Origin of the sequence: Streptomyces sp. NPDC093221, assembly GCF_044753885.1 — a bacterium.
Lineage (GTDB): Bacteria > Actinomycetota > Actinomycetes > Streptomycetales > Streptomycetaceae > Actinacidiphila.
The window spans coordinates 161,127-183,560 of the sequence record NZ_JBIVOA010000009.1; the positions used below are offsets into that span (position 1 = coordinate 161,127).

Annotated in this window: 2 protein-coding genes; both read left to right on the plus strand. The window is 75.4% G+C overall.

The window, feature by feature from the left end; translation table 11 throughout:
* Window positions 1–12: 12 nt before the first annotated feature.
* On the plus strand, window positions 13–14,754 hold the full coding sequence (locus tag ACIQCJ_RS29020) for an amino acid adenylation domain-containing protein (RefSeq protein WP_402713007.1): 14,742 nt from the start codon (window positions 13–15) through the stop codon (window positions 14,752–14,754).
* Window positions 14,751–22,418 carry an amino acid adenylation domain-containing protein gene (locus tag ACIQCJ_RS29025; protein WP_402713008.1) on the plus strand — a complete coding sequence of 2,556 codons (7,668 nt, stop codon included), beginning with the start codon at window positions 14,751–14,753 and terminating at the stop codon, window positions 22,416–22,418. The genes ACIQCJ_RS29020 and ACIQCJ_RS29025 overlap by 4 nt, the downstream gene beginning before the upstream one ends.
* The last annotated feature ends 16 nt before the right edge of the window (window positions 22,419–22,434 follow it).

The following is a 22,434-nucleotide window of genomic DNA, read 5'->3' on the forward strand; positions in this document are numbered from 1 at the left end:
GGGTCGACCGGCATGCATGAAGACAGCTCCTTCTCAGAAGACAGTTCCTTCCCGGCGGACAGCGTTTCCCGGGATCTCTTCGAACTGACGTCGGCCCAGCAAGGTGTCTGGTACGGGCAGTTGATCGATCCGGACAGCCCGAAGTACAACATCGGGGAATGCCTGGAGATCCGCGGCGACCTCGACGAGGCTCTTTTCGCCGCCGCGCTCGGCCGGGCCGTCGCCCACTGCGACAATCTCCACCTGCGGTTCGAGACCGGCGACGACGGCGTCCGGCAGTACGTCACCGAACGCCCGGCCATCGCGACCGACCGGGTCCGCCTGATCGACCTGTCCGGCGCGGAGAACCCGGCGGCCGAGGCCGAGGCGTACATGGCACGGGACATGGCCACCGTCGACCGGCTCGACGCCCCGTCCCACCACTTCGCGCTGCTGCGTCTGGCCCCCCGGCTGCGCTACTGGTACGTGCGCTACCACCACATAGCCATCGACGGCCTCAGCGGCGGCGTGGTCAACCACCTCGTGGCCGACCTCTACGCGCGTGCGGTCCGCGGCGAGGACATCGCCGCGGTCGACCTCCCGGCCGCCTCACTGCGCGAGCTGGTGGCGGACGAGCTGGCGTACCTCGGGTCGGAGCGCCACCGCGCGGACCGGGCGTACTGGATCGACACCTTCGCCGGGCCGACCGCCGAACGCGGGACGGACGCGGCCGGGACGGCCGGGACAGCGGCACCGGCGGGAACGGCACGAACGGCGGACGAGGCGGACGCCCGCGGCGGCGCGCCGCTCATCCGCCGCCGCGCCGCGGACCTGCCGGACGCGGGCGCCGCCGCCCCGCAGGGCGCGGGCCCGGCCGCCCCGCTGCACACCGGCGAGTCGCTGCCCGTCGCCGTCCTGGACGGCCTACGACGGCTCGGCTCCGCCCGCCGCACCACCTGGACGGCCGTCGTGGTGAGCGCGGCCGCCGCGTACGTCGCGCGGGCCACCGGCCGCGAGGACGTCACCGTCGGGCTGGCCTCGAACGGTCGGCACAGCGCGCTGCGGCACGCCGTCGGCATGACGGCCAACGTGCTGCCGATCAGGCTGCGCCTGCCCGCCGACCGGACCGTCGGCGACCTGATCCGGTCGGTGTCCGCCGAGATGGCCCGCGCCCTGCGCCACCGCCGCTACTCCCGCGAACAGCTCGCCCGCGAGGTGGACGCGGGCGACGACGCCGCGCGCCTGACCGATCTCGTCGTCAACGTCATGCCCTACAACTTCGACCTCGACCTCGCGGGCAGCCCCGCCACCTCCCGCGTGCTGTCCATCGGACCCGTCGACGACGTGTCGCTCTTCGTCTCCGAACGGTCGGAGGGCATAGGCCCGCTGATCGGGCTGGACGCCGCCCCGGCGCTCTACCACCCCGACGACGTCCTGCTCCACCAGCACGCTCTCGTCTCCTTCCTCACCGCTCTGGCGGCGGCGGACGCCGACACCCTGCTGCGCGACCTGCCGTTCCTGGACGACGACGCGGCCGAGGCGGTCCTCGCCCAGGGCCGCGGCGCGCAACTGCCGCCGCGCACCGCAGCGGCGAACCTGCCCGAGGCGTTCGCCGCCCAGGCGCGCCTGACCCCGGACGCGACGGCCGTCGTGGACGGCGCCCGCACGCTCTCCTACCGCGAACTCGCCCGCACCGCGGACGCCCTGTCCCACGCCCTGGCGGGCTGGGGCGTGGCCGCGGAGGACCGGGTCGCGGTGCTCTTGGAACGCTCGGCCGCGGTGGTGTCCGCCACCCTCGGCGTGGTGGGCGCGGGCGCCGCCTACGTGCCGATGGACCCGGCCTGGCCCGCGGAACGGCTCAGCGGCGTCTGCGGCGTCGCGGACGTACGCGCCCTGGTGGTCGATGAGGCCGCCGCCGCGCAGCCGTGGGTGAAGGAGGCGGCGGCCGGTCTGCCGGTCGTCGTCGTCGACAGGACCGGCGCCGTCGTCCGCGGCGGGCCGCCGTCCCCGACGCCGCCGCCGAGGGCCGGACATCCCGACCGGCTCGCGTATGTGATGTTCACCTCGGGCTCGACCGGTCTGCCCAAGGGTGTTGGCGTCACGCACGGGGATGTTCTGGCGTTGGCGGCCGATTCCGCGTGGCACGACGGGGCGGTGGAAGCGGTGCTGATGCACTCGGCGTATGTCTTCGACGCCTCGACGTTCGAGATCTGGGCGCCGCTGCTCAGCGGCGGCCGGATCGTCGTCGCACCCGAAAGCGTCCTGCACGCACCGGTCCTGCGCGACATGGTGGAGCGCCACGCGGTGACCGCGCTGTTCCTGACCACCGCCCTGTTCAACCTGGTGGCCGAGGAGGAGCCGACGGCGTTCGCCGGACTGCGCCTGGTCTGCTCCGGAGGCGAGGCCGCCGCTCCCGACCTGCTGCGACGGGTGGCCGTCGGCGCGCCCGACGTGACGGTGCTGCACGTGTACGGGCCCACCGAGACCACCACCTTCGCCACCCGCCACCACGTCACCGCCGACCCGCTGCCGGGACCGCCGCCCATCGGCCGGCCCCTGGACGGCATGCGCCTGTACGTGCTCGACGACGCCCTGCGCCTGGTGCCGCCCGGCGTGGTGGGGGAGCTGTACGTCGGCGGCTCCGGTGTGGCGCGCGGCTACGTCGGCCGCCCCGACCTGACCGCGACCCGTTTCGTGGCCGACCCGTTCGGTACGGGGGGCGGCCGGATGTACCGCACCGGCGACCTCGTGCGCTGGACCGCGGGCGGCCAGGTGGAGTACGTCGGCCGCGCCGACGGCCAGGTCAAGCTCCGCGGCTACCGCATCGAGCCCGCCGAGATCGAGTCCGTCCTGCTCACCGCGCCGGGTGTGCGCGCCGCGTGCGTCGTGGTGCGCGAGGACACGCCGGGCGACCGGCGGCTGGCCGCCTATATCGTGCCGTCGGCCGACGTCCGCCCCGACGACGAGTCCCTGGTCCGGCACGTCACGCGCGCCCTGCCCTCGTACATGGTGCCCTCGGTGTTCGTCCCGCTGGACGCGCTGCCGCTGAACCCCAACGGCAAGGTCGACCGGCGCGCCCTGCCCGTGCCGCCGGCCGCGGTCGCGACCGGCCGTGCCCCGCGCACCCCGCGCGAGGAGGTGCTCGCCGGGCTGTTCGCCGACGTCCTGGGCGTGGCCGCCGTCGGCATCGACGACAACTTCTTCGCGCTGGGCGGCCATTCGCTGCTGGCCACCCGGCTCACCGGCCGGTTACGGGCGGCGCTGGGGGCCGAACTCGACCTGCGCACCCTCTTCGACCACCCGACGGTCGCCTCCCTCGCCGGGGTCCTCGACACCGCTCGCGCCCGCGGACCGGTCCTCGGCCCGCGCCAGCGCCCCGACCCGCTGCCGCTGTCCTTCGCGCAGCAGCGGCTGTGGTTCCTCAACCGCGTCGAGGGCCGCCCCGGCAGCACGTACAACGTCCCGCTCGTCCTCGCGCTCGACGGGGACCTGGACGTGCGGACCCTGCGCGAGGCGCTGGCCGACGTGGTCGACCGGCACGAGAGCCTGCGCACCGTCTTCGCCGAGGAGGACGGCGTCGCCCGGCAGGTGATCCGGCACGGCGCCGACGCGGCGGCGCTCGTCCCGCTCACGGTCGCGCACGCGCCGTCCGATGAAGGCGGGGAAGGCAGGGCAGGCAGGGCAGCGGCAGCACGCGACGACGGCGCGGAAGGCGCGGAAGGCGCGGAAGCCGGCGCGGGCCTGGGACGCGAGCAGGGCCAGGAGCATGCCGCCGCCTGGGCCGAGGAAACGGTACGGCACCTGACCTCGCTCCCCTTCGACCTCGCAGGGGACGCCCCGCTGCGCGCCCACCTGCTCGTGCTGAGCCCCGCCCGGCACGTCCTGGTCCTCGTCCTGCACCACGTCGTCGCCGACGGCTGGTCGCTGGCCCCGCTCGTGCGTGACCTCGGAGCCGCCTACCGGGCCAGGACCGCGGGCGCGGACGCCCCCGACTGGCCCGCGTTGCGCGTGCAGTACGCCGACTACACGCTCTGGCAGCGCGAACTGCTCGGCGGCGACGGCCCGGACGGCCTGGGCGCACGCCAACTCGCCTTCTGGCGGGAGGCGTTGGCGGGCGCGCCCGACCTCCTCGACCTGCCGCTCGACCGGCCCCGGCGCGCGGTGCCCACCCACCGCGGCGGCGCGCACCCGATCGAACTGCCCGCCGCCACGCACACGGCGCTGGTCCGGCTCGCCCGCGCGTGCGGCCGTACCCCGTTCATGGTCCTCCAGGCGGCCCTCGCGGTGACGCTGCACGCGTACGGCGCGGGCACCGACATCCCGCTGGGCACCGCGGTTGCCGGACGTACCGACGAAGCGCTGGACGACCTGGTCGGCTTCTTCGTCAACACCCTCGTGCTGCGCACCGACCTGTCCGGCGACCCGACCTTCCGCGAACTGCTGGACCGGGTGGGGCGGTTCGACCTGGCCGCCTTCGGCCACGCCGACCTGCCCTTCGAACGGCTGGTGGAGGAGCTGAACCCGGAGCGCTCGGGCGACCACCACCCGCTCTTCCAGACCATGCTGGTCCTCCAGAGCCAGCGGCAGGCGCGGCTCGACCTGCCGGGCGTCACCGTCCACGACCGGTCCGCGCACACCGGGATCAGCAAATTCGACCTGACCCTCTCGCTGACGGAGGCCGACCCCGACCCCGACGGCGACCCGGCCGAGGCCGGCGGCATCAGCGGGTATCTGGAGTACGCCGCCGACCTCTTCGACCCGGACACCGCCCGCGACCTGTGCGACGGCTTCGTCCGTGTCCTCACCCAGGCGGTGGCCGAACCCGGCCTCGCCGTCAGCGCGTTGGAGCCGATGGCGCCCGGCGCGCGGGCCCGGCTCCTCGGCCGCGGACAGGGCGAGCGGCGACCGCTGCCGACCCGTACCGTGCCCGAGGCGGTCCAGGACTGGGCCCTGCGCACACCCGGCGCCGTCGCCGTGCGCGACGCGGGCACCAGCCTGACCTACGCCGCTCTCGACGCCCGCGCCGACAGCCTCGCCCAGGTACTGCGCGAGCGAGGGGTCGGCCGCGAGAGCGTCGTGGCCCTGGCCGTACCGCCGTCCGTGGACACCGTGGTGGCCATGCTGGCGGTCCTGCGGGCGGGCGGGGCCTACCTGCCCGTCGATCCGCGGTACCCGGCGGCGCGCATCCGGCAGATGCTCGACGACGCCGGGCCCGTCCTGCTGCTCACCACCGGGCGGATACGCGAGGACCTGCCCGTCGGCGGGCCGCCCCGGCTCGCGCTCGACGACCCGGCCGACATGGCGGCCGGCCCCATGGCGCGGGACCCGAGAGCGTCCCATCCGGCCGACCCCGCGTACGTCATCTACACCTCAGGTTCCACCGGCCGCCCCAAGGGCGTGGTCGTCCCGCACGGCGCGCTGGCCAACCACATGGCCTGGATGACGCGGCACTTGGACGTCACCGCGGACGACCGGGTGCTCGCCCGCACCTCCACCAGCTTCGACGCGTCCGTCTGGGAGGTGTGGCTCCCGCTGGTGAACGGCGCCGAGGTCTGCGTGCTGCCGCGCGAGGCCAACGAGGAACCCCGTGAACTCGTCTCCTGGATGAGCAAGTTCGGAGTGACCCTCGCCCAATTCGTGCCCTCCCACCTCGCCCTCGTCCTCGCCGAGGCCGGGAGCCACGCCCCGCTGCCCGACCTGCGCGCCGTGCTGTGCGGCGGCGAACCGCTGCCGCGCGCCGTCGCGGCCGAGGTCGCCGCCCAGTGGCGGGTGCCGACGCACAATCTCTACGGGCCGACCGAGGCGACCATCGACGCCACCGCCCACCGCGTGCCGGACGCGACGACCGCGCCCACCGGCCCGCACGCCCGGCCCGCCGCGCCCGACGAGCCGTCCGCCGCGCCCGCCGCGTCCGAGACCGTGCCGATCGGCCGCCCCGTCGACACCATGCGCGGGTACGTCCTCGACGACCGGCTGCGGCCCGTCCCGCCCGGTGTCACGGGGGAGTTGTACCTGGCGGGCCCCAACCTCGCGCGCGGCTACCTCGACCGGCCGGGGCTGACCGCCGCCCGGTTCGTCGCCGACCCCTTCGCCGCCGACCTCGCCGCCACCGGCGCTGACTTCGCCGCCACCGCCGACCCCGGCGACCCGACCTCCGCCGCCGGTGCCCGGATGTACCGGACGGGCGACCTCGTGCGGTGGAGCCGCGACGGCCTGCTCGAATACCGGGGCCGCGCCGACGACCAGGTCAAACTCCGCGGCTTCCGGATCGAGTTGGGCGAGGTCGAGGCCGAACTGGCGGCCCTGCCCGGCGTCACGGCCGCCTGCGCCGTCGTCCGCGAGGACGTCCCCGGCAGGCCCGTCCTGGTCGCGTACGCCGTCACCGGCGACCCGGCACCACAGGGTCCCGGCCTGCGCGACGCGCTCGCCGGGACGCTGCCCCACCACATGGTCCCCTCGGCGGTCGTCGTGCTCGACGCCCTTCCGCTGCTGCCCAACGGCAAGGTGGACCGCCGCGCCCTGCCCGAGCCCGCCGCGGGCACCGGCGGCCCGAGCGCACCGGGACGGCGCACCTTCCAGGAGGAACTGCTCGCCGGGATCTTCGCCGACGTCCTCGAAGTGCCCCAAGTACGGCCCGGGGACAGCTTCTTCGACCTCGGCGGGCACTCCCTGCTCGCGATGCGCGTCGTCAGCCGTATCCGCACCCTGCTGCACGCCGACGTCACCCTGCGCACGCTGTTCGAGCACCCGACCGTCGAGGAGCTGGCCCGCGTCCTGGACACGCCGGGCCGCCGCCGACCCGCGGTGCTGCCCGTAACGCGGCGGCCCGACCCGCTGCCGCTGTCGTTCGCCCAGCGCCGCCTGTGGTTCCTCAACCGGCTGGAGGGCCCCAGCTCCACGTACAACATCCCGCTCGTCCTGCAACTGCGGGGCGCCCTGGACGCGGACGCCCTGCGCGGCGCGCTGCGCGACACCGTCGCCCGGCACGAGGCGCTGCGCACGGTGTTCCCCGAACGGGACGGCGTACCGCACCAGTTGATCCTTCCGGCCGACACGGCCGCGCCCGCGCTGCCCGTCACGAGCACCGCCCCCTCGCGGCTGGAGGCGGCCGTCCTGGACGCCGTACAGGAGCCGTTCGACGTCGGGACGGACCTGCCGCTGCGCGCGCTGCTGCTGCGCTCCGCGCCCGAACACCACGTCCTGGTCCTGGTGTTGCACCACATCGCGGGCGACGGCTGGTCGCTGGCCCCGCTCGCCCGCCACCTCGGCGACGCCTACCGGGCGCGCCTGGCGGGCGAAGAGGGCGGCACGGCGCCCGGCGCGCGGCTCCAGTACGCCGACTACACCCTGTGGCAGCACGCCCTTCTCGCCGAGGACGGAAGCGACAGTGCCGTCGAGGACCCCGCCGCCCACGGCGACAGCCTGCTGCGGGAACAGCTCGACCACTGGCGCGCCGCCCTCGACGGGCTGCCCGTCCTGATCGACCTGCCCTCGGACCGGCCGCGACCGGCCGTCGTCGACCCGAGGGGCGCGGTGCACGCCTTCGACGTGCCGCCCGCCGTGCGCGACGGCCTGCTGAAGCTGGCCAGGCAGTCGGGGAGCAGCCTGTTCATGGTGCTCCAGGCGGCCGTCGCCACCCTGCTGAGCCGGCACGGCGCCGGGGACGACATCCCGCTCGGCACCCCGGTGGCGGGCCGCACGGACGAGGCGCTCGAAGACCTGGTCGGGTTCTTCGTCAACACCCTCGTGCTGCGCACCGACCTGTCCGGCGACCCCACCTTCGCCGAACTCCTCACCCGCGTCAGGGAGTTCGACCTGACGGCCTACGCGCACCAGGACATACCCTTCGAGCGGCTGGTGGAGGAGCTCAACCCCGCCAGAGCGCGCGACCACCACCCGCTGTTCCAGACCATGCTCGTCCTGCAGAACCAGGACAGTCCCCGCCCCGACCTGCCCGGCGTCGCCGTCGAGGACCGCCTCGTCCACAACGGCCTGAGCAAGTTCGACCTCACCTTCGCCTTCACCGAGGAGCCCGCGGGGGCCCCCGATGCGGACGGCTCCCTGAGCGCCGGAATCGAGTACGCCACCGCCCTCTTCGACCGTGCCACCGTCGAAACCCTCGCCGCGCGCCTGGTCGGGCTGCTGGAACAGGTCGTGGCCGATCCGGACCTGCGCCTGGCCGCGTACGACCTGATGACGCCGGACGAACACACCCGCATCACGCGCTGGGGCACCGGCCGCGCCCTGCCGACCGGCCCGGAGGACGGCACCCTGACCGCCGCCTTCGCCGCCCAGGCGCGGCGCACACCGGACGCCGTGGCCGTCGTCGCCGACGACACCACCCTCGACTACGCGGGACTCGACCGGATCTCGGCCGACCTCGCCGGGGTGCTCGCCGGTCTCGGGGCCGGTCCGGAGACGCGGGTCGGTGTGCTGCTCGACCGGTCCGCCGCGGTGGTGTCGGTGTCCCTCGGCATCGTCCGCTCCGGGGCCGCCTACGTCCCCCTCGACGGGCGCTGGCCCGACGAACGCCACAGCCAGGTCGCCGACATCGCGGACATCCGCCTCCTCGTCGTCGGCGAGGAGTCCGCGCGATCGCCCCGGGTCGCCGCCGCCGGGACGCCGGTCGTGGTCGTGGACCGGCTCGGCCGGGTGCTGTCCGGAGCGCGCCGCCCCGCCGCCCCGGCCCCCGTGCCCGGCCCCGCGACCCTGGCGTACGTGATGTTCACCTCGGGCTCGACCGGTCTGCCCAAGGGAGTCGGCGTCACGCACGGGGACGTCCTGGCGCTGGCGGCCGACTCCGCGTGGCACGACGGCGCGGTGGAAGCGGTGCTGATGCACTCGGCGTACGTCTTCGACGCCTCGACGTTCGAGATCTGGGCGCCGCTGCTCAGCGGCGGCCGGATCGTCGTCGCACCCGAAGGAGCCCTGGAGGCACACGTCCTCGACCACGCCGTCCACGAGCACGGTGTGACCGCCGTCTTCCTGACCACCGCCCTGTTCAACGTGATCGCGGAGACCGATCCCGGCGCCTTCGCGGGGCTGCGGCTCGTCTGCGCCGGTGGTGAACTGGCCTCGCCCGACCTGATGCAGCGCGTCGCCCGGGTCGCGCCCGGAGCGCGACTCCTGCACGTGTACGGGCCCACCGAGACCACCACCTTCGCCACCCGCCACCATGTCACCGACGATCTGCCGACCGGGCCGCCGCCCATCGGCCGCCCGCTGGACGGCATGCGCGGTCACGTCCTCGACCACCACCTGCGTCCGGTGCCGCCCGGTGTCACGGGCGAGCTGTACCTGGCAGGACGCGGCGTGGCGCGCGGGTACATCGGCCGCCCCGACCTGACCGCCACGCGCTTCGTGGCCGACCCGTTCGGTACGGGGGGCGGCCGGATGTACCGCACCGGCGACCTCGTGCGCTGGACCCCGGGCGGCCACGTGGAGTACGTCGGCCGCGCCGACGGCCAGGTCAAGCTGCGCGGCTACCGCATCGAACTGGGCGAGATCGAAGGGGCGCTGGCAGGCTGCGAGGGGGTGGCCGACGCCTTCGCCATGGTCAGGGAGGACACCCCCGGTGACCGCCGGCTCGTGGCCTACGTGGTGCCCGCGGCCGACGGCCGCCCGGAGGCCGGTGCGCTCGCGAGCGCCCTCGGCCACTCGCTGCCCGCCTACATGGTGCCGTCGGCGTTCGTCCTCCTCGACACGCTGCCGCTGACCCCCAACGGCAAGGTCGACCGGCACGCGCTCCCCGAACCCGCCCGCCGCGCGCCGGTCCGCACGACGGCCGCCCGCACCGCCCGCGAGGAGATCGTCCGCGGCCTGTTCGCCGACGTCCTCGGACTGCCCGCCGCGGCGGCCGACGACGACTTCTTCGCACTGGGCGGCCACTCGCTGCTCGCCACCCGCCTCGCCGCCCGCGTCCGCACCGCGCTCGGTGTGGAGATCGAGGTCAGAGCCCTGTTCGAGCATCCCACCCCGGCCCGGCTCGCCGACGCTCTCGACGACGCGCGGCGGGCCAGGACGCCGCTGCTGCGGGCCGCCTCCCGCCCCGACCCGCTGCCGCTGTCCTTCGCGCAGCAACGGCTGTGGTTCCTCAACCGGTTCGAGGGGCCCAGCGCCACGTACAACGTGCCGATGGTGCTGCGGCTGGACGGTCCGCTCGACGCGGACGCCCTCGCGAGCGCCGTCGCCGACGTCGTCGAGCGGCACGAGAGCCTGCGCACGGTCTTCCCCGACACACGGGGCGTGGCACGCCAGGTGGTGCGCGCCGCCGACGACGCGGACATCGACCTCGCGCCGCGCGACACCGACCCCGGGCGGCTGGACGAGGCGCTGAGCGCGGAGGTGGCGCACACCTTCGACGTGAGCACCGGCCTCCCGCTGCGGGCGCGGCTGCTGCGGCTGGCCGACGACGCCCACGTCCTGGTCCTGCTGGTCCACCACATCGCGGGCGACGGCTGGTCGCTGGCCCCGCTCGCCCGTGACCTGGGCCTGGCCTACCGGGCCCGCGTCGCGGGCGAGGAGCCCGGCTGGACCGAACTCGCCGTGCAGTACGCCGACTACACGCTGTGGCAGCGGGAACTGCTCGGCGCCGAGGACGACCCCTCCAGCCGGGCCGCGCGCCAACTGGACTTCTGGCGCGGCGCGCTCGACGGCGCTCCCGAACTCCTCGACCTGCCGTACGACCGGCCGCGCCCCGACGTCACCTCGCATCGCGGCGACGCGTTCTCCTTCGCCGTGGACGCCGGTACCCATCGGGTGCTGGCGGACCTCGCCCGCGCGCGCGGGTGCAGCCTGTTCATGGTGCTCCAGGCCGGTGTGGCGGTGCTGCTCTCCCGGCACGGCGCGGGCGAGGACATCCCGCTCGGCACCCCCGTGGCCGGGCGCACCGACGAGGCCCTGGACGACCTGGTGGGCTTCTTCGTCAACACCCTCGTGCTGCGCACCGACCTGTCGGGGAACCCCACCTTCGGCGAAGTGCTCGACCGCGTGCGGGAGTTCGACCTGGCCGCCTACGCCCACCAGGACATTCCGTTCGAACGCCTGGTGGACAGCCTCGACCCGGTCCGCGCCCAGAACCGGCACCCGCTCTTCCAGACCATGGTCGCGCTCCAGAACCAGGCCGACGCCGCCGTGGACCTGCCCGGCCTCACCGTGACCGGGCAGCATGTCGGCACCGGCATCAGCAAGTTCGACCTGACGTTCACCTTCACCGAGAAGCGCGACGAGGTGAACGCGCCCGCCGGTCTCGACGCGGTCCTGGAGTTCTCCACCGAACTGTTCGCCCACTCCACCGCGCACGGCCTGGCCGACCGCCTCACCCGGCTCCTCGGCGCGCTCGCCGCCGAGCCGGAGCGGCCGGTGCACACCGCCCCCGTCCTGGCCGCCGACCGGCGGGCGGCGCTGCTGGCGGCCGGGCACGGCCCGCTCCGGCCCGCTGCGGGCACGATCCCCTCGGCGTTCGCGGCCCAGCGCGCCCGGACCCCGGAGGCCGTCGCGGTCCGCGCGGGCGCGCGGACCCTGACCTTCACCGAACTCGACGCGCTCTCCGGCGAGTTGGCGGACCGCCTGCGCGGTCGCGGGGTCGGCCGCGGCGACCTGGTCGCCCTCGCGATGCCCGGCACCGCGGACCAGACGGTCGCCATGCTGGCGGTGGCCAAGGCCGGGGCGGCCTATCTGGCGGTCGACCCCGAGTACCCGCGGGCCCGTATCGCCTTCATGATCGACGACGCCCGTCCCGTACTGCTGCTCACCCGCGGGGCCACCGCGCCGCAGGACCTGCCCGTACCCGTCCTGGACCTGGACGTGGACCTGGACGTGGACCCGGGGGCCGGGAGCACCGGCGCGGCCGGTCGGAATGCTGTGGCGGCCGACCCGCGCGACGCGGCGTACGTCATCTACACCTCGGGCTCCACCGGGCGCCCCAAGGGCGTGGTCGTCACCCACGGCTCCGTCACCAACCACATGGCGTGGATGGCCGGCCACCTCGAACTCACCGACGACGACCGGGTCCTCGCCCGCACCTCACCGAGCTTCGACGCCTCCGTCTGGGAGACCTGGCTGCCGCTGCTCCACGGCGGTGCCACCTGCCCCGTCCCGCCCGCGGCCAACCACGACCCGGCGGGACTGCTGGCCCTGATGCGCGAGACGGAGGTGACCGTCGCGCAGTTCGTGCCCTCGCACCTCTCGCTCCTGCTGGCCGAGACCGACCCCGGCGACGCGCCCGAGAGCCTGCGCGCGGTGCTGTGCGGCGGCGAGCCGCTGACCCGGACACTGGCGGAGCGCGTCGGCCGCGACTGGCGGGCGCGGGTGCACAATCTCTACGGCCCGACCGAGGCCACCATCGACGCCACCGCCCACCGGTGGGACGGGCGGCAGGACACCGACGGGTACGGGGAGAGCGTCCCGCTGGGCCGCCCCGTCGACAACACCCGCGCCTACGTCCTCGACAGCGGCCTCCAGCCCGTGCCGCCCGGCGTCACCGGGGAGCTGTACCTCGCGGGCGACGGCCTCGCCCGCGGCTACCTCGGCCGCCCGGCGCTGACCGCGGCGCGGTTCGTCGCCGACCCGCACGGACCCGGCGGCGCCCGGATGTACCGCACGGGCGACCTCGTCAGATACGGCGCCGACGGCGAGCTCACCTTCGTCGCCCGCGCCGACGAACAGGTCAAGCTCAACGGCCTGCGCATCGAACCCGGCGAGATCGAGGCCGCCCTCACCGGCCTGGACGGGATCGCCGCCGCGTGCGTACTGGTCCGCGAGGACATACCGGGGGAGCGGCGCCTGGTCGCCTACACCGTCCCCGACCGGCCCGGCGCCCCCACCGACCGCGAACTGCGCGACCGCCTGGCCGCGGAACTGCCCGCCTACATGACACCCGCCGTCTTCGTCCCGCTGGACGCGCTGCCCCTGCTGCCCAACGGAAAGACCGACCGCAAGGCGCTGCCTGCCCCGGCCCGGCCCGCCGCCGCCCGGCCCGGAGGACAGCCGCGCACCGCGTCCGAGCGCGTGCTCTGCGAGGTCTTCGCCGCGCTGCTGCACACCGACACCGTCCGTACCGACGACGACTTCTTCGGTCTCGGCGGCGACAGCATCCTCTCGATCCAGCTCGTCAGCCGCGCGCGGGAGGCCGGGCTGAGCGTCACACCGCGCGACGTGTTCGCGCACCGCACGCCCGAGGCGATCGCGGCCGTCGCCCGAACCCTCGGCCAGGACGTGCCGGCCCAGGCCGTACCCGGCTCCGGCGAACTGCCGGCCACGCCCATCGCCGCGTGGCTGCTGCGTCGGCCCGGCACCATCGACGGGTACAACCAGTCAGGGGTGCTGCGCACACCCGCGGGAGCCGACGAGGACAGCGTCGCCGCCACGCTCCAGCGCCTCATCGACCACCACGACACGCTCCGGCTGCGGGCCGTCAGGACCGGCGAGGACGGCCCCGTGCTCGACGTGCTGCCGCCCGGCGCCGTGAGCATCCGCCGGCGCCTCACCCGCGTCGATGTCGCGGGGCTCGACGCCGACGCCGTCCGCACCGTCCTCGCCGAGGCCGGGGAGCGGGCCCGGCGGCGGCTGCGGCCCGCGCACGGCCACGTGATCGAGGCGGTCTGGTGCGACGCGGGACCGCACGCGCGCGGACGGCTGCTGCTGGTCGTGCACCACCTCGCCGTCGACGCCGTCTCCTGGCGCGTCCTCGCCGAAGACCTCGCCACCGCCTGGCACGCCGTCACCTCGGGTCCGCCCGAGGACGGCCTGCCCGCCGTCGGCACGACCTACCGCGGCTGGGCGCGGCTGCTCGCCGCCCAGGCGCTGGAACCGGCGCGCGAAGCGGAACTCCCGCTGTGGGAAAGGGCCTTGAGCACCCCCGCGCCCCGCATGGGAGAACGGCCGCTCCACCCCGACCTGGACACCGCCGACCGGACCCGCACGGTGACCACCCGGCTGCCCGCCACCTGGACCGCGCCGCTGCTCACCGACGTGCCCGCCGCCTTCCACGCGGGAGTCGGCGACGTCCTGCTCACCGGCCTCGCCCTCGCCCTGAACTCCTGGCAGGCCCAACGGGCGGCCGACGGCGGCCCGTTGCCCGGCGGCACCGGCGTGCTGCTCGACGTCGAGGGCCACGGACGCGAGCAGATCGCCGACCACGTCGACCTGTCCCGTACCGTCGGCTGGTTCACCAGCCTCTACCCGGTCAGCGTCGATCCGGGACCCGTCGATCCCCGCGACCCCGGGCGCTTCGGCCCCGCGCTCGTGGACCGCGCGCTCAAACGCGTCAAGGAGCAGTTGCGGGCCGTGCCCGACCACGGCCTCGGATTCGGGATGCTGCGCCACCTCAACCCGGCCACCCGCCCCCGGCTCGCCGCCCTGCCGGAACCGCAGATCGGCTTCAACTACCTCGGCCGGTACACCACTTCGCACCAGGACACCGCCGGGGCCGCGCGGCAGGACGCGGGCGCCGACTGGGAAGTGCTGCTCGACGGCGGCGGCCCGCGCGCCCAGGACCCGGACATGCCCGTCCACCACGTCCTCGACATCAACGCGCACACCGAGGACCTGCCCGACGGCCCGCGCCTGGTGACCCGGTGGACGTGGGCCGCCGACCTGATCGCGGAAGAGGAGATCGACGCCCTGTCCGACGCCTTCGGCCGCGCCCTGCGCGCCATCGCCGAGCACACCGAACAACCCGACGCGGGCGGCTACACGCCCTCCGACCTACCGCTGGTCTCGCTCGACCAGGCCCAGATCGACCGGCTTCAGAACAAGTGGGGTGGACACAAGTGACCGGGTTCCAGTTGGAGGACGTACTTCCGCTGACACCGCTTCAGTCGGGGATGCTCTTCCACGCGCTGTACGACTCCGCCGCCGTGGACGTCTACACCGCGCAGTTCGTCTTCGACCTCGAAGGCGCCGTCGACGTCGCCGCGCTGCGCGCCGCCATCGGCGCCCTGCTGCGGCGGCACGCCAACCTGCGGGTCGGTTTCCTGCACGAGGACCTGGACGAGCCCGTACAGGCGGTCGCCGCCACCGTCCCCGTACCGCTGGAGGAACTCGATCTGACCGGGCGGGACGGCGCGGCGGCGGGCGAACGGCTCGGCGCGTTCCTCGCCGCCGACCGGACCCGGCGCTTCGACCTCACCTCCCCGCCGCTGATGCGGTTCACCCTGGTGCGCACCGCCCCCCGTCAGTCGCGGCTGGTCATGACGAGCCACCACATCCTGCTCGACGGCTGGTCGACACCGCTGCTGGTACGGGAGCTGTTCGAGCTGTACGCGAGCCGCGGCGACGACACCGCGCTGCCCCGCCCCACCCCCTACCGGACCTACCTGGCCTGGCTCGCCCGGCAGGACCGCGCCGCCGCCCTGGACACCTGGCGCACCGCCCTGGCGGGCCTGGAGGCCCCGACCCTGCTCGCCGGGCCCGGCCGGACGCGGACGGCCGCCACCGACGACCTGCCCGGAACGCTCGTCCTCGACCTGGACGCGGCCACCACGACCCGGCTGCGCGAGACCGCCCGCGCCCACCGGCTCACCGTCAACACCCTGGTCCAGGGCGCCTGGGGACTGCTGCTGACGCACCTCACCGGGCGCGACGACATCGTCTTCGGCACCACCGTCTCCGGCCGCCCGCCCGAGATACCCGGCGTCGAATCGATGATCGGCCTGTTCATCAACACCGTGCCGGTACGGCTGCGCCTGGAGCCCGGCGAGACCCTGGCCGCGCTCCTGACCAGGCTCCAGGCCGAACAGGGCCGCCTCCTGGACAGCCAGTACCTGGGCCTGACCGACATCCGCGGCGTCACCGGACTGGACGAACTCTTCGACACCCTCGCGGTCTTCGAGAACTACCCGGTGGACGCCGCCGCGCTGAGCACCGCCCGGCGCGGACTGCCCGGCCTCGACCTCACCGGCTTCACCGGCACGGACGCCGCCCACTACCCGCTCACCCTCACCATCGCGCCGGGCGACCGGCTGAGGATCACCTTCGGCTACCGGGCCGCCGTCCTCGACCACGACGACGTGGCCCGCACCGTCGCCCGCGTGCGGCGCGTGCTGACCGCGATGGCCGACGGCCTCGACCGCCGCGCCGACACCGTCGACGTCCTCCTCGACGGCGAGCGCGAACGGCTGCTCGCCCTCGGGCGCGGCGCCCCGCTCCCCGTCGGCACCGTGGACACCAGCGTCTGGGACACCGTGCTGCGCCACGCCGCCGACCACCCCGACCGGCCTGCCGTGACCGGCGCGGGCGAGCCATTGTCGTACCGCGAACTGGCCGACGTCGCGGGGGAGACGGCCCGCGCCCTGACCGGGCTCACCACCGCGTCCGGCAGCCGCGTCGGTGTCATGACGGAGCGCTCGGCCGCCCAGGTCACCGTGTCCCTGGCCGTGCTGGGCGCGGGCGCCGCCTATGTGCCGCTCGACCCGCGCTGGCCCGACGAACGGCTCACCCGTGTCGCCGAGGCGGCCGGACTGCGCGCCCTGGTGGTCGACGAGGCCGCCGCCGCCCATCCGTGGGTCCGCGGTCTCGCCACCGCCCTGCCGACGCTGACCGTGGACGCCGCGGGTCGGGTCCGCGCAGGCGCGCCCGCCGCCCCCGGAACCCTGCCGGAGGTCACCGGGGGAGCCCGGCTCGCGTACGTGATGTTCACCTCGGGCTCCACCGGCCTGCCCAAGGCCGTCGGCGTCACCCACGCCGACATCGCCGCGCTGGCCGCCGACCGCGTCTGGCACGGCGGTGCGGCCGACGCCGTCCTGCTGCACTCGGCGTACGTCTTCGACGCCTCCACCTTCGAGATGTGGGCGCCGCTGCTCAGCGGCGGCCGGGTCGTCGTGGCCCCGCCCGGCCCCCTCCAGCCCGCCGTGCTCCGGGACCTCGTGGCCCGGCACGGCCTGACGTCGGCGTTCTTGACCACCTCCCTGTTCAACCTCGTCGCCGAGGCCGACCCGGACGCGCTCGGCCTGCTCCGCACGGTCGCCTCGGGCGGCGAGGCCGCCGCCCCCGGCGTCCTGCAACGCCTGGCCGCCGCCCACCCCGGCACCGCCGTCCTCAACGTGTACGGGCCCACCGAGACGACCACCTTCGCCACCCGCCACCAGGTGCGCCCCGGGGACGGCCCCGACGGCGCGCCGCCGATCGGCGGCCCCACCGACGGCACCCGCGCCTACGTCCTGGACGCCGCGCTGCGCCCGGTCCCGCCGGGAGCCGAGGGCGAACTGTACGTCGCGGGCCCCGGCGTGGCGCGCGGCTACCTGGAGCGGCCCGCCCTGACGGCCACCCGCTTCGTCGCCGACCCGTTCGCCGCCACCGGGGACCGCATGTACCGCACCGGCGACCTCGTGCGCCAACAGCCCGACGGCGCCCTCCAGTACGTCGCACGGGCCGACCAGCAGGTCAAACTGCGCGGCCACCGCATCGAGCCCGGCGAGATCGAGGCGGTGCTGCGCGCCGACCCGTCGGTGCGGTCCGCCTGCGTCATGGTGCGCGAGGACCTGCCCGGCGGTCGCGGACTCGCCGCGTACGTCGTCCCCGCGCCCGGCCGCACCCCCGACCCCGACCTGCTCACCGCGCACGTCGGCAGCCATCTGCCCGGCTACATGGTGCCGACCGCGATCCAGGTGCTCGACGGCTTCCCGCTGACCGTCAACGGCAAGCTGGACCGGGCGGCCCTCCCCGCGCCCGCCGCCCCTGACCTGGCCCCGGTCCGGGCGCCGCGCGACGCCCACGAGGAGATCCTGACCGGCCTGTTCGCCGACGTGCTCGGGGTGCCCCGGGTAGGCCCGGACGACAGCTTCTTCGCGCTCGGCGGCCACTCGCTGCTCGCCACCCGCCTGGTGGGCCGCATCCGGACCGCCCTGGCCGCCGAGACCGAGATCCGCACGCTGTTCGACCACCCCACCGCCGCCGCCCTCGCGACCGCGCTGAAGGACGCGCGCCGCCCGGCGCGGCCCGCGCTCGTCCCCCAGCCCCGCCCTGCCGTCCTCCCGCTGTCGTACGCCCAGCGCCGCCTGTGGTTCCTGCACCGCCTCGAAGGGCCCTCGGCGACGTACAACATCCCCTTCGCCGTACGCCTGGACGGGCCCCTCGACACCGGCGCGCTGCGCCGGGCCCTGCGCGATGTCGTCGTCCGGCACTCCGCCATGCGCACGGTCTTCCCCGAGCACGACGGCGGACCGCGCCAACTCATCACGGCGGCCGACGACGTCCGCCTCGTCCTGGCAGCGGAGACCGTCGAGCCGGACAAGCTGCACGACCGGGTCAGGTCCGCGGCGGCCGAACCGATCGACATCGAGCGGCAGTTGCCGCTGCGGGCGACTCTGCTGCGGCTGGCCGACGACGCCCACATCCTGGTCCTGGTGATCCACCACATCGCCTCCGACGGGTCCTCCATGGCGCCCCTCGCCCGTGACCTCGCCGCCGCCTACCGCGCCCGCGTCGGCGGACGGGCCCCGGCCTGGGCCGAACCGCCCGTCGACTACGCCGACTTCACGCTCTGGCAGCGCCGGCTGCTCGGCGACGAGCAGGACCCCGACAGCGCCATGGCCCGGCAACTGCGGTACTGGAAGCAGGCGTTGGACGGTCTGCCGCACCTGGTCGAACTGCCGTGGGACCTGCCGCGCCCCGCCGTCCCCCGGCACACCGGCGCCAGCCACGACTTCGTCCTGGACCCCGACGTGGCCCGGCGCGTCACCGACCTCGCCCGCAGCCGCGGCTGCACGGTCTTCATGGTGCTCCAGGCGGCCCTGTCACTGCTGCTGTCCCGGCACGGAGCCGGTGACGACATCCCGCTGGGCACGGCGGTCGCCGGACGCACCGACGAGGCCGCGACCGACCTCGTGGGCTTCTTCGTGAACACCCTCGTGCTGCGCACGGACCTGACGGGCGACCCGACGTTCCTCGAACTCCTGGACCGCGTCAAGGACGCCGACCTCGCGGCCTACGCCCACCAGGACGTCCCCTTCGAGCGGCTGGTCGAACTGCTCAACCCCGCGCGCTCGCAGAACCACCACCCGCTCTTCCAGACCATGCTCGTGCTCCAGAACCACGCCCCCGCCGCCCCCTTCGACCTGCCCGGCCTCACCGTCTCCGGCCTGCCCGTCGATCCGGGCGTCAGCAAATTCGACCTGTCGTTCACCTTCACCGAGACACCCGCCGGTACGGATACGGATACGGGTACGGATACGGCGGACGGTCAGGACGCGTCCGGCGCGTCCGGCCCGTCCGGCGGCATGCGCGCGACCGTGGACTACGCGACGGAGCTGTTCACCGAGGCCACGGTCGGCGCGCTCGCCGAGCGCCTCGTCGTCCTGCTCGGCGAGGTCACCGCCGACCCCGGCCGCCCGCTGCGGACCTACGACGTCCTCGGCCCCGGCGAACGCGCCCAGATCGCCGCCCTGGGCACAGGACCGGCCGACGACCTGCCCCGCCCGACGGTCCCCGAACTCTTCGCCCGGCAGGTCCGCCGCGCCCCGGACGCCCCGGCGGTGCGCGACGCGGCCACCACCCTCAGCTACGCCGAACTCGACGCGCGCGCCGACGCCCTGGCCCGCCGTCTCCTCGCGCGGGGGATCGGCCCCGAGGACCGGGTGGCCGTCGCGCTGCCCCGGACCAACGACCTCGTCGTCGCCCTCCTCGGCGTCCTCAAGGCCGGTGCCGCGTATCTGCCGCTCGACCCCGACTACCCGGCCCAGCGGCTGTCCTTCATGCTCGACGACGCCGGGCCGCGGCTGCTCCTCACCACGGCCGACGTCGGCGCCCGCCTCCCGGAGACCGCCGTACCGCGCCTGGTGCTCGACAGCCCCGAGGCGGACGGTCCGCCGGTCCCGCCGCGCGGGGACACCGCCGTCCCGCCGCGTGCGCTCCCGTCGCATCCCGCGTACGTCATCTACACCTCCGGCTCCACCGGCCGGCCCAAGGGCGTGGTCGTCACCCACCAGGGCGTCGGCGCCATGGCCAGGACGCAGCGCGACCGGCTCCGGGCCGGTCCCGGCAGCCGGGTCCTCCAGATGGCGTCGGTCAGCTTCGACGCCGCGTTCTGGGAGCTGTGCATGGGGCTGCTGTCCGGCGCCTGCCTGGAGATCGGGGAACGCGAGGCCCTGCTGCCGGGACCCGCCCTCGCGGACGCCGTCCGCACGCGCGGCGTCACCCACCTCACGCTGCCCCCGGCCGCGCTCGCGGTGATGGAGCCCGGCTCCCTGCCCACCGGGATCACCCTGGTGCTCGCGGGCGAGGCGTGCCCGCCGGAGCTGGCGCGGGCCTGGGCGCGCGAGCGGTACCTCGTCAACGCCTACGGCCCCACCGAGACGACCGTCTGCGCCACCATGAGCGGCTTCCAGCAGGCGGACGGCGCCCTCGCCCCCGACCGCGCGGTCCCCATCGGCCTGCCCGTGGACGGCACCCGCGTGCACGTACTGGACGACCGGCTGGCACCCGTCCCGTCCGGTGTCATCGGCGAGTTGTACGTGTCGGGCGCGGGACTGGCCCGCGGCTACCTCGGCAGGGCCGCCCTCACCGCGTCCCGCTTCGTGGCCGACCCGTTCGACCGCTCCGGCGGCCGTATGTACCGCACCGGCGACCTGGTCCGCCGTACGGCCGAGGGCCAGATCGTCTACGTCGGCCGGGTCGACGACCAGGTCAAGCTCCGCGGATTCCGGGTGGAACCCGGTGAGATCGAGGCCGCGATCACGGCGCTGCCCGGCGTCGCGGCGGCCTGCGTCGTCGTCCGCGAGGACCGGCCGGGCGACCGGCGCCTGGTCGCCTACACCGTGGCCGCCCGCGGCGAGACGGCCCCCGACGAGGCGGCGATCCGCGCCCGGCTCGCCGACACGCTGCCCGGCCACATGATCCCGGCCGCGTGCGTCCGGCTCGACGCGCTGCCGGTCACCCCCAACGGGAAGACCGACCGTCGTGCCCTGCCCGCACCCGGTCACGCCGCGCCCGCCGCGTCCAGGCCCCCGGCCACCGACCGCGAACGCGAGCTGTGCGCGGCGTTCGCGCAGACGCTCGGCGTGCCCGAGGTCGGGGTGACGGACGACTTCTTCGCCCTCGGCGGCCACTCGCTGCTCGCGGTGACCCTGGCCCGCAGGATCGAGGAGCGGTGCGGCCGACGGCCCTCGCTCAGGGCGCTGTTCGCGGCGCCGACGGTCGAAGGCGTCATCCGGTCGCTGGACGGCGCGGCGGACAGAGGTCCGGCGGCGCCGGACACCACGCCGACCGGGCCGGGCGAGGGCCCGGGCGAGGGACCGCTGGACCCGGTCGCGTCGTACCTCCTCGCGGAGATCCGGCTCGCCCCCGACATCACGGGCGGTGCGCGCCGGACCGCGCCGGTGCCCGCTCCCACCCGCTCCCGCCCCGCCGCCCGCCCCCTGCTGACCGGCGCTTCCGGCTTCCTCGGCGCGTTCCTGCTGCGCGACCTCATCGAGGCCACGGACGGCCCCGTCGACTGCCTGGTCCGCGCCGACGGCCCGGACCACGCGGCGCACCGGCTGCGGGCCAACCTGGAGCGCTACGGCCTCTGGCGCCCCGCCTACGCCGACCTGGTCCGTCCCGTCCCCGGCGACCTGGCCGCCCCCGGCCTCGGCCTGTCGCCCGACGACCGCGCCGCCCTGGCCCGCCGCCTCGGCCCGGTGCTGCACAACGGCGCCCGGGTCAACTTCGCCGCCCCGTACGGCGATCTGCGCGCCCCCAACGTGGCCGGTACCGAGGAACTGCTGCGGCTGCTCGCCGACTCCGGCTCACCGGGCATGCACTACATCTCGACCACGAGCGTCTACGCCCCGTCGTCCGATCCCGACGCCGCGCCCGTCACGGAGTCGACGCCGACCGGCCCGGCCGCCGACCTGCCGGGCGGCTACGCGCAGAGCAAGTGGGTGGCCGAGGGGATCGTCGACCTGGCGCGCGCCCGCGGCCTGCCGGTCACCGTCTACCGCCCCGGCCGGATCAGCGGCGACACCACGACCGGCGCCTGCCAGGACCGCGACCTGCTCTGGCAGCTCATCAAGGGCTGCCTCCAGGCCGGGGCGGTGCCGGACCTGCCGCACGGCTCGACCGACTGGATACCCGTCGACTACGTCAGCGCGGCCGTCGTGGCACTGGCCCGCTCCGCCGGGACCAGTACCGCCATGCCCGTGTACCACCTCACCAACCCGGACGCCCCCGACCTGCGGACCGTCTTCGAAGTGGCCGCCCGCCTGGGCCACGAGCTGCCCACCGTCCCGGTGGCGCGGTGGCGCTCCCGCGTGGCGGCGCAGCCCGACAACGCCGCCCAGCTCCTGCTCGGCGACGACACCCCGCCCGCCGGCTCCGCCCCCTCCCACCACCGCCGCTTCGACTCCCGGCGCACCGCCGCGCAAGCCGCCGCCGCGGGCGTCCACCTGCCGCCCCTGACCGACACGGTCCTCACCCGCTACCTCACCCACGGCCACACCACCGGCTACCTCCCCACCCCCTGACCCGGCCCCGTCCGCG